A 9,896-nucleotide genomic window follows, 5' to 3' on the forward strand; every position below is an offset into this window, starting at 1 on the left:
GCAATGCACGGGCTGCAATTTGCCCGTGCGGCGGGGGTTTTCTGTAGCTAAACGAATATTATCCCCCGCATGTCGCAATATAGACAGCTCGTTCTGTATAGTGACCTGTAGCCGCTTAAAGCGGGAGACATTTTCCACCACTAAATCGACATGGAGACGGACTATGGATGCTTCAAACAGTGAGCTACAGCTACATTCGCGTACCGGCAAGGGTGAAGGCGAAACCGTTGGCATCGCGCTGCTTGGATTCGGCACCGTGGGCGCGGAAGTTTTCCGCCTCTTAGATGAAAATGCGGATGCCTTTGCTCATCGCATCGGTGGGCCAGCAGAGATCCGTGGCATCGCCATCCAGAATAAAAACAAGCTGCGCCCGGGCGTGCCCAGCGAATTGTTGACCGATGATGCCAAGGCACTGATCTCCCGCGATGATATCGACTTGGTGGTGGAGGTCATCGGCGGGATCGATTTCCCGCGCGAGTTGGTTTTGACCGCGCTTAATTCCGGTAAATCCGTGGTCACGGCGAATAAGGCGCTCGTTGCCGCGCACGCTGATGAATTGGCCGAGGCCGCGGAACGCTCCGGCGTTGACCTGTACTTTGAAGCCGCCGTGGCCGCAGCCATCCCCGTCGTGGGTATGCTGCGCCGCTCCCTGGCGGGCGACCAGATTGAGCGCATCTCCGGCATCGTCAACGGCACGACCAACTACATCTTGGATGCCATGGAATCCACCGGAGCCACCTATGACGAGGCCTTGGCGGAAGCCACCCGCTTGGGCTATGCCGAGGCGGATCCCACCGCGGACGTGGAGGGCCACGACGCGGCGTCCAAGGCCGCCATCATGGCCTCCATCGGCTTCCACACCCGCGTGAAGTTCGAGGACGTGCACTGCGAGGGAATTACCGATATCACGGCAGACGATATTGCCGCGGCAAACGATGCCGGCTATTCCATCAAGCTGCTGGCCATTTGTGAGCGCCTGCGCCGCGAGGATGGATCCGAAGTGGTCAACGCGCGCGTGCACCCGACCTTGGTGGCCAAGGAGCACCCGCTGGCTACTGTCAGCGAGTCCTATAACGCCATCTTCGTCGAGGCAGAGGCAGCCGGCTCGCTCATGTTCTACGGCAATGGTGCCGGCGGCAACCCCACCGCTTCGGCCGTGCTTGGCGATGTCGTCGGTGCCGCCCGCAATATCGTCCACGGCGGCCGCGCGCCTGGCGAGAATACCTACGCCAACCTGCCGATTGCGGACTTCGGCGAGGTTGATACCCGCTTCCACATCGATATGGAAGTCCAGGACCGCGCCGGCGTCTTGGAAGCTATTTCCGCGCTTTTCGCGCAACATGGGGTATCCCTGCGCACCGTGCGCCAAGAAGACGGCGAGGATACCGCGCGCCTTATCGTGGTCACCCACGCCGCCAAGGAAGCGACCCTGGAAAACATCGTCTCCGCCTTGGGCGAGCTCGATGAGGTCAAGGCCGTTCACTCGGTCATCCGCCTAGGCAGCTAAACCGGTTCGATATATTAGTCACCATGAGCATCGAAGTTGAAGTCGGCACCAAAGCGATAGTCACCGTCCCCGCCTCCACGGCGAATTTGGGGCCGGGATATGACACCCTCGGCATGTCATTGAGCATGTATGACACCGCCGAGGTGGAGGTCATTCCCTCCGGCCTTGAGGTGGAGATTTTTGGCGAGGGGGCAGAAGACCTCCCGCTGGATGGCTCGCACCTGATGGTTAAAGCTATTCGCTCCGCGCTATCGGCCGCCGAAGCTACGGTGCCGGGGCTGCGCGTGGTCTCGCATAATACGATTCCCCAATCGCGCGGCCTGGGTTCTTCGGCGTCTACGGCGGTCGCTGGCGTGGCCGCGGGCAATGCCTTGGCGGGCAGCCCGCTAACCCAAGAACAGCTCGTGCAATTGTCTTCGGCGTTTGAGGGCCACCCGGATAATGCCGCGGCCTCGGTACTGGGCAGCGCCGTGGTCTCGTGGACGACGGTGCCTGTCGATGGCCGCTCCTTGCCGGAATACAAGGCCGCTACCATCAACGTGCATCCCGATATTCGGGCGACCGCGCTGGTGCCGGATTCCCACGCTTCCACCCAGGCGGTGCGCCGCGTGCTGCCTTCGCACGTGACGCATTCCGATGCCGCCTTTAACGTCTCTCGCACCGCCGTCCAGGTAGCCGCGTTGCAGAACTACCCGGAACTTTTGTGGGAAGGCACCCGGGACCGCTTGCATCAGCCGTATCGCGCCGGCGTGCTGCCGGTGACTGCGGAGTGGGTGAACCGCCTGCGCAACCGCGGATACGCCGCCTATCTTTCCGGGGCGGGGCCAACGGTGATGGTGCTGCACACGGAGGACATCGACGAGAGCATTCTTGATGATGCCCGCGAGCAGGGCCTGCGGGTCTTCGATCTCAAGGTCGCGGGCCCAGTGCGCGTGGAAGTTACGCAGGCTTAATTTCGATTTGGCACACTTCGGGGCGCTGCATCGGCGTTAAGGCGATGTCCGTGTCCGTACCGCTGGCTTCTTGTAAAAAGCCAGCGTGTATGGCGCAGACAAAGGGGCTCGGGGTGGTTCCGGAGGAGACGAACGGGCAGGCATTCAGCTCGATTTCGGAAGGATCCGCGCCCTGCGAGGGATCAAAACCCATATCGCGCAGGGTGGCAAAAAGGGTATCGAGCGCCCCGCTTTGAATGTCCGCGCCCGTGGCGCGCGCCCACTGCCGCCCCAATTCCCGGGCCTGTGGGGAAGAGAAATCATCGAGCTCTTCTTTGCCCGCGAGCATGGTGGTTAGCACGCTAATGAGGCTGACGTATTCGTCTGCGATGGCGCGGTTATCTGGCACGCGCGCCTGGAAAATCAGGGACGGGCGCCCGCGCCCAGTGCTGTGTTCTGGAACGGCGGTCACGGCACCGACATGAATGAGCTCATCGATATGCCCGCGTGCGGTATTGACGTGCATGCCTAAATCTTTTGCTACCTCCGCCGCACGGGCTCCCCGCGGGTAGTGCTGAAGCTGTGTGAGCACCTCGCGCTGCTTAGGCGATAGCTTGAGTGCTTCTGGGAAAAGGTCGGAACTGGGGCGGGGGAGCGAATTAGGCATGCGATTAACTTCGTATCTCTGAGTGCTGATGAGGGGCTTGATTAACAGAAATCTTATCTTTAGCCACGCTATAGGATACGGTATCGCCCGTATCTATACCTAAAGCTACTTGCCTACTCACCGGCACGGTAATCGTGTGCCCGCCCATATCCAGGCTCAGCCGGGCATCCGCCATGCTGGCCGCTTCCACCGCGATGACCTTGGTGGACCAGCGATTGACCCCGGTAGAGGCTTCAGAGGCAAGGTGCACGTCGCTTGGCTTAAACGTGACCGCTACCGTATCGCCGGCGCGGAGATCGCTCGCGTCACCGGTGATGGTTGTGCTCCCGCAAGAGACGATGGTCTCGGTAGCGGTGGCGGCTTTGACGGTACCTTCTACGCGGTTGAGCCCGGCGATGGAAGCCACGAAGCCGGTGGGCGGGACATCGAGTAAATCCGCAGCCGAGCCGTGGGCGATGACGTTGCCGGAATTCATGACCACCATGTCATCGGCAAGCCCAGCAATATCCAGTGCATTATGGGTCACCAGCAGCGTGGTCCGGTCGCGGCGGGTGGCGCGCAGGAAACGGCGCCACTTGCTGGCGGATTCCACGTCGATGGCCGCCAAGGGCTCATCTAGAATCAGGATGGCGGGCCGCGCGGCGAGCGCGCGGACGAAGGCGACTTGGGCGGCTTGGCCGCCGGAAAGGGCTGGCACGGGGACATCGTTAAGCTCACGCAAGCCCGCAGCCTCCAGCAACTGCGTGGCGCGCTGCTTATCGCGGGTGACCATCGCGATGGCTTGGTTGGCGGTAGCCTGCGGCGGCAGGCCGGGGCGCTGGGTCAGCAGGACGATGTCATCCTGGTTGGCGCTAATCTCCGCGCCGGTCAGACGCCCGGCGATGCGGCTCATCAGCGTGGTTTTACCCGATCCATTGGAACCGACGATGGTGGTGATCGCGCGCGGAGTAAATTCAGTCGTCTCCCCATCCGCCGTGACGGATAGGGCAGGGGCATTATCCGGGGCGGTCAGGGCGCGGAGTTTCTCGTAGTCCATGCTGTGCAGCTCGCGGGCCTGCGCCTGATAGGAACGCTGGAGGAGCGAGGGCAGCCCGGCGAGGGCGAGGCAGACAATCGCCATCGCGATGAGGATGGCGGAGAGCACGTAGGCGCCATCGGTATCGACCTCGCGCTCCAAGTAAATGCCGAGCGGCATCGTGCGGGTCACGCCCGGCTGGGAGCCCGCGAAGGTCAGCGTGGTGCCGAACTCGCCGAGGGACCGGGCAAAGGCAAGGCCGGCGCCGGTAGCAAGGGCGGGGGCGATGGAGGGGATGGTGATTTTGCGCAGTACCTCCCAGCGGGAAAGGCCTATGCTGGCGGCAGAGGCCAAAATCTCCTGATCCAATTGGCGCAGGGCGGAATCGACCGCCACCACGACGAAGGGCAAGGCGACGAAGCACTGCGCGGCGATGACGCCCGGGAAAGCAAAAGCAAAATGGAAGTCGATGGCGTCTAGAAGCGGGGACAAATAGCCCCGGCGGCCAATGGCGGCGGTCAGCGCCAAACCGCCCACCACGGGTGGCATGGCCAGGGGCAAATAGATGAATAGGCGGATAACGCCGCTGCCCCGGCCAAGCTGTTGGACCCATAAGGCAAGACCGGTCCCCAGTACCATCGCCAGCAGCATTGATTGGAATGCCGCGGTGAAGGACAGCTTGAGCATGTCCCAAATCTCCGGTTTGGCGAGGTATTCGCCGATGCGGTCCCACGGTACGCGCAGACCCAGCGAGGCTACGGGAACGAGGATAACAACGACCGCGATGAGGCCGATAAGGCCGATAACGAGGGGAGACTGAAGACGAATGGGCTGGGGAGGGGTCATTGATTAATCTGCTGGGTTAAAGCCGTACTCTTCCCAGGTCTTATCAAAGTCATCGGCCAACAGGTCGAGGACCTTTTGTGCCTCTTCTGGGTGCTCAGCTTCGGCGGAAACGGCGCCCAGGATTTGGTTGGCAAATTTATCGGCATCCGGGATCTCGATGACCTCGACGTCATCGCCAGCGGCCGCAGCGTCGGTGGAGTAGACCCAGCCGGCATTGGCCTCACCGGAGACGACCTTGCCCAGCACGTCAGCGACCTGCTGCTCCTGGGAGGCGGGCTTTACGTCCAGGTTGTTTTCTTCGATGATCTGGGAAGAAATATCGCCACATGGAACCTGCGGGTCACAGAGGACGAAGCGGTCCTCGTTCTGTACATCCTCGATGGAGTGGATATTGCCCGGGTTTCCCTTCGGCACAACCATCACCATGACGTTGGTGGCAAGCACCTTCGGGTCCTTTACGGTGCCCTCGCTGATGGCCTTGTCCATGGTCTTCTTGGACGCGGTAAGCAGCAGGTCAGCAGGAGCGCCCTCGCTGAGCTTATTGACCAAGTCGGAGGAACCGCCATTTTGGAACTCGAGGTCAACCGGGGTGTCGAGCTCGGAGGCGCGCTTTTCCAGCTCATCGTTGATGACGCGGGTGGACGATGCAGCCAAGAGGTTCAAGCTGGTCTCCTCTGAATCGGAGTTGGTGGAGGTATCGGGAGAGCAGGCGGAGAGCGCCAGGCCGGTCGCGGCTACTGCGGCTGCGGCAAATTTCTTATTCAAAGTGAATGCTCCTTGTTATGTGGGCAACAATGTACGAGAAATGGAGTTATCAGCACATACCTTAACCATTTTCACGGAAATGCACTACGAAATTCGCGTGAATTTGATGTGATAGTCGTTTTCCTCTTCCTTGAGGTAAGACAGCTCAAAATTTTCCTCGCGCTCTTCTACCTCCTTGAGGAGTGGGATGGGGTTGTGTGGGGCGATGAGGATCATGGCTTGGCCCACGTTCAGGGTGCCCAAAGCGCCGTGAATGGCGCCGTGGCGCACGGCGTGGGGGATTTCGGAGGCATTGAGAGTTGGGATGGAGTTCTGCTGGGAGGCATCAGTGATGCGAAGTTCCATGGGGAGGGTCATCCTTTCGGAGGTGGGGTGAAGTTTTACCTTGCCACCAATATTAGTACGATTAAAACCGTGATAAATAATAGGCTCGCGCACCGCTTCTTCTTCCTCGCCTGCGCCGGGCTGTCCTTGCTGGTTGGGCTCGCCGCGGGGGCATCCCTGCTCGGCGTGGGGTTCTCGCCGGCAGCTTCCGTGGCCGCAGATCATGGCCCCTTAATGGTCTTTGGCTTTGTCGGCGGCGCCATCGGGCTGGAGCGCGCCGTCGCCGTGCGCACGCGCTGGGCCTGGGTAGGGCCCATCTTCCACGTCGCCGGGTTCGTGGGCATCGTGGCAGGCCTGCCGCGGCAGGTCCCGGCTTTGTGTTTTGCCGCAGGCTTCATAGTGCTGGGGTTTATTTATGCCACCATCCACCGGCGCCAGCCCGCCCTGGCCATCATCGTGCAGGCCACCGGCGTCATCGGCGGGGTAGCGGCGGCGCTGCTGTGGGCCATGGTGCCGGGATTTTCTACTGCGATGCCGCTGTGCGTGCTCTACGTGGTGGCGACGATCATCGGCGAGCGCATGGAACTTGCCCGCATCACCATGGCCGGCACACAGGCAGAAAAGCGGATTACGCTGTGGGTTTTGGGATTGGCGGCGCTCAGCGTGGTGTATGTCCTTTCCCCGGCAGTGGGCTACCGCGCGATGGGCGTGGCACTTATCGGCGTTGCGGTTTCTACCGTGCGCGTCGATGTGGCGAAGAACCTAGTGCGCTCGCGCGGGCTGCCGCGCTATTCCGCCGCGTGCATGCTCGCCGGGTATTTCTGGTTGGCCCTCGGCGGCTATTTCTGGCTGCTCTACGGCGAAAGCTCCGGCTTTGCCTACGATGCCTCCGTCCACGCCATCTTTTTGGGCTTTGTCATATCCATGATTTTCGCCCATGCCCCCATCATCATTACCTCCGTCATCCGCCGCCGCTTGGCCTACCACCCGGTGCTTTTCCTTCCCGTGGCGGTCCTGCATGGCGGGCTGGCGCTGCGCATGCTTGCCGATGTCGCCCGCCACACCGTCGCCTACCAGGTAGGTGGGCTGACGACCCTCGCCGCCGTCTTGGTTTTCCTCGCCTGCGGCATTACTTTGACGGTGAAGGAGGCCCGCCGTGCACATTAATGACATCTCCCTGGCCGCCCGCAGCCGCTGGCACATCCTGACCGCTGCGCTTATCGGCGCGTGGGTACTCATCGGCATCGGCATCAACGTGGCGGGCCACCTGGGCGCGCCCGTGGTGTGGTGGGATCTCATCCACCCGCTGACCATCGGCGCGCTGACCACCGCCATCATCGTATTTTCCACCCACTTCACCGAGGCTCTTACCCGCACCGCCAATAACGGATACCGGGGAGTAGGCGCGCGCGTGGCGCTCATCCAGGTGGGCCTTATCCTGCTCATTATCGATCGCACGGGGTATGACTGGGGCCTGCTTGCCGATGCCGCCTCCCTCCTCATCATCGCCGCCTTAGCCTGGCAGCTCGTTTTTATCTACACGCGTTTGCGCGGATCGCTTTCTGGATCGTTTGCGGTGACGGTGCCGTTTTATGCAGCCGCCTCCATCTTCATGATCGCCTCTGTAATCCTCGTGATTTTAAGCGGCAATGGCGTGGGCAACTATTCCTTCCTCGTGGCCGCCCACTCGCGCGGCATGGTCTGGGGGTTTGCATGGCTGACCATAGTGGGCACCATCGTGACGCTGCTTCCCACCTTGTCTAATACCGCGATTTCGCCTACCGCGCGGATGCGGTGCACACGCGGGCTCATCGTCCACTGCACCGGGCTAATACTGACCATGGTCTGTGGCGCGGTGGGGTGGACGCGCGCGGCGGGCATCGCCCAGCTGCTTGTCGTGCTAGCTGCAATTATGATCATCCAACCGGTACTGGCCACTGTGCTGGGGTGCAACCCCCGGCTCACCACAGCATCGGTATCCGTTATCGCAGGACTGCTGTGGATGGTGGCCCTGTGCGCCGGCGATGCCGTCGCCGCAGCGCTCGGCGCTTACCCGCGCGTCATCACGCTGTTTGTGGTTCCGGCCTTCATCGGCGGCGGCATTTTGCAGCTGGTCACCGGCGTCTTGCACCATCTCTTGCCCACGCTGGTGGGAGGCGGTCCTGCCAAGGTGCACCACGGCCGGGATACCGCGGACCGCGCCGGTTTTGCCCGACTCGTCCTCATCAACCTCGGCGCCCTGCTGAGCCTTGTCAACGCCCTTTCTGCTGGGCTTATCCTCATGGGGATAGGCTTAGCATTAAACGTGCTTGCCGTGGGACGCGCCGTCTACCAACAACAGAATCTGGAGAATTAAATGCTTAGTGTTTCTTCCCCACAGCCACAGGATAAGCCGCCGGAGTCCGGTAACTCCCAATGGGCCTCGTGGTTACTTATCGGTATCGCGCTGGCCGCGGTGATCGCGCTCGCCCTAGTCAATACCACCTCTAAGGACTCTCAACCGGCGGGCTCTGTTGCCGAAGGTGAAACCCACACCATTGACGTAGAAGTCGATGGTATGGCCTTCGTCCCCAACCACGTTGATATCGATCCCGGCACCCACTTGGTGGTTAACTTCACCAATACCGGGGACCAAGTCCACGATCTAAAGATTGGTGATGCCGAAACCGGCCGCGTTGATCCCGGCGATACCGTGCAGCTCGATGCCGGTGTCATCGAATCCAGCATCGAAGGCTACTGCACCATTGCCGGTCACCGCCTGCAAGGTATGACCTTTGACGTCAACGTGGACGATTCCGCGCCAAGCACCGGCGGGCACGATCACCACCACGCCGTGGCAGGGGCATCCAACCCGCACGTTGATGTTCCGAGCGCCGCCGAACTCGGTGCCTCCCGCGAAGGTTTTAGCGCCTATGACGCCTCCCTGGCGCCGGCGGCTAATACCACCACGCACGAAGAAACCTGGTCGATGACCGAGGAAATCGTTGAGGTAGCCCCAGGAGTTAAGCAGATGCAATGGCTTTTTAATGGCCAGGCGCCAGGGCCGACGCTGCGCGGCAAGGTGGGCGATAAGTTCAAGATCACCATCAAGAACGAGGGCAGCATGGCCCATTCCATCGACTTCCACGCCGGTGAGGTCAACCCGGATGAAAATATGAAGTCCATCCAGCCCGGGGAAGAACTGACCTACGAATTCACCGCGAATCGCGCCGGAATCTGGATGTACCACTGCTCAACCGCCCCGATGTCCCTGCACATCGCCAACGGCATGGCCGGCAACGTCATCATCGATCCGCCAGACCTCAAGGACGTCGATGCCGAGTACAACTTCATCGCCAACGATGTCTTCCTGGGCGAAGAAAAGACCGGCGCCGATGCCCAGCGCGTGGCCGACGGCGACTTCGACCTCATGGCCTTTAATTACTACCCCAGCCAGTACGACGTCGACCCCATCAAGGCCAAGGTGGGCGATACCGTCCGGTTGTGGATCCTGAACGTGGGCCCCGATCAGCCGCTTAGCTTCCACGTGGTGGGCGAGCAATTCGATACTGCCTATAAGGAAGGTGCTTACCTCATCAAGGACGAGGATAAGACCGGTTCGCAAGCCCTCGACCTGCTCCCCGCACAAGGCGGGTTCGTGGAGATGACCTTCAACGAGCCTGGAACGTATTCCTTTGTCAACCACATCATGACTAACGCGGAAAAGGGACAGCACGGCAAGTTCGTCGTCACCGAATAACGCGTTCTTAGCTTTCTGTCCCCACCCCCGCCCTTCGTCCCCCGCCCTTCGCGCTCACCAGGGCACTGCCGAGAGGTAGTTCCACCTCTTACCGTGAGCGC

At 61.3% G+C, this 9,896-nt stretch carries 9 protein-coding genes; 5 read left to right on the top strand and 4 right to left on the bottom strand.

What is annotated here, in order from left to right; all coding sequences use genetic code 11:
• The first annotated feature begins 163 nt into the window (after window positions 1–163).
• Together ABRP84_RS02785 and thrB are read left to right on the top strand one after the other, a co-directional pair.
• Window positions 164–1,507, top strand: coding sequence for a homoserine dehydrogenase (locus tag ABRP84_RS02785; protein ID WP_284782551.1), 1,344 nt, complete (start codon window positions 164–166; stop codon window positions 1,505–1,507).
• 23 nt (window positions 1,508–1,530) lie between these two features.
• Window positions 1,531–2,460, top strand: coding sequence for a homoserine kinase (gene thrB, locus ABRP84_RS02790; RefSeq protein WP_349852636.1), 930 nt, complete (start codon window positions 1,531–1,533; stop codon window positions 2,458–2,460).
• Here thrB and ABRP84_RS02795 read toward each other — a convergent pair.
• The 4 genes from ABRP84_RS02795 to ABRP84_RS02810 form a co-directional block, all read right to left on the bottom strand.
• Window positions 2,447–3,106 (bottom strand): helix-turn-helix transcriptional regulator, encoded by a 660-nt coding sequence (locus tag ABRP84_RS02795; RefSeq protein WP_349852637.1) that lies wholly within the window; start codon window positions 3,104–3,106, stop codon window positions 2,447–2,449. The two genes, thrB and ABRP84_RS02795, sit on opposite strands and share 14 nt — an antisense overlap.
• A gap of 4 nt (window positions 3,107–3,110) precedes the next feature.
• Complete coding sequence (locus tag ABRP84_RS02800; RefSeq protein WP_349852638.1) at window positions 3,111–4,967, bottom strand: ATP-binding cassette domain-containing protein; 1,857 nt, start codon at window positions 4,965–4,967, stop codon at window positions 3,111–3,113.
• Window positions 4,968–4,970: 3 nt separating this feature from the next.
• Complete coding sequence (modA, locus tag ABRP84_RS02805; protein WP_349852639.1) at window positions 4,971–5,732, bottom strand: molybdate ABC transporter substrate-binding protein; 762 nt, start codon at window positions 5,730–5,732, stop codon at window positions 4,971–4,973.
• Window positions 5,733–5,816: 84 nt separating this feature from the next.
• On the bottom strand, window positions 5,817–6,077 hold the full coding sequence (locus ABRP84_RS02810) for a DUF2249 domain-containing protein (RefSeq protein ID WP_349852640.1): 261 nt from the start codon (window positions 6,075–6,077) through the stop codon (window positions 5,817–5,819).
• Between the two features lie 69 nt (window positions 6,078–6,146).
• On the opposite strand from ABRP84_RS02810, the gene ABRP84_RS02815 reads away from it, so the two are divergent.
• Genes ABRP84_RS02815 through ABRP84_RS02825 form a run of 3 tightly spaced genes read left to right on the top strand, consistent with a single transcriptional unit; the run spans window position 6,147 to window position 9,795 of the window.
• The gene (locus ABRP84_RS02815) at window positions 6,147–7,223 is read left to right on the top strand and encodes a DUF8744 domain-containing protein (protein WP_349852641.1); all 1,077 of its coding nucleotides are present in this window, start codon (window positions 6,147–6,149) and stop codon (window positions 7,221–7,223) included.
• Window positions 7,213–8,412: a beta-carotene 15,15'-monooxygenase gene (locus ABRP84_RS02820; RefSeq protein WP_349852642.1), complete on the top strand. Its 1,200-nt coding sequence runs from the start codon at window positions 7,213–7,215 to the stop codon at window positions 8,410–8,412. Before ABRP84_RS02815 ends, ABRP84_RS02820 begins: the two co-directional genes overlap by 11 nt.
• Window positions 8,413–9,795, top strand: a complete 1,383-nt coding sequence (locus tag ABRP84_RS02825) for a multicopper oxidase domain-containing protein (protein WP_349852643.1) — start codon at window positions 8,413–8,415, stop codon at window positions 9,793–9,795. It abuts the gene before it with no gap.
• The last annotated feature ends 101 nt before the right edge of the window (window positions 9,796–9,896 follow it).

This window comes from Corynebacterium sp. KPL2861 (assembly GCF_040225475.1).
Classification (GTDB): domain Bacteria; phylum Actinomycetota; class Actinomycetes; order Mycobacteriales; family Mycobacteriaceae; genus Corynebacterium.

Bases quoted from the DNA above. Each gene is read 5' to 3' on its own strand.
- ABRP84_RS02785 (WP_284782551.1), top strand. From the start codon at position 164: ATGGATGCTTCAAACAGTGAGCTACAGCTACATTCGCGTACCGGCAAG.
- thrB (WP_349852636.1), top strand. From the start codon at position 1,531: ATGAGCATCGAAGTTGAAGTCGGCACCAAAGCGATAGTCACCGTCCCC.
- ABRP84_RS02795 (WP_349852637.1), bottom strand. From the start codon at position 3,106: ATGCCTAATTCGCTCCCCCGCCCCAGTTCCGACCTTTTCCCAGAAGCA.
- ABRP84_RS02800 (WP_349852638.1), bottom strand. From the start codon at position 4,967: ATGACCCCTCCCCAGCCCATTCGTCTTCAGTCTCCCCTCGTTATCGGC.
- ABRP84_RS02810 (WP_349852640.1), bottom strand. From the start codon at position 6,077: ATGGAACTTCGCATCACTGATGCCTCCCAGCAGAACTCCATCCCAACT.
- ABRP84_RS02825 (WP_349852643.1), top strand. From the start codon at position 8,413: ATGCTTAGTGTTTCTTCCCCACAGCCACAGGATAAGCCGCCGGAGTCC.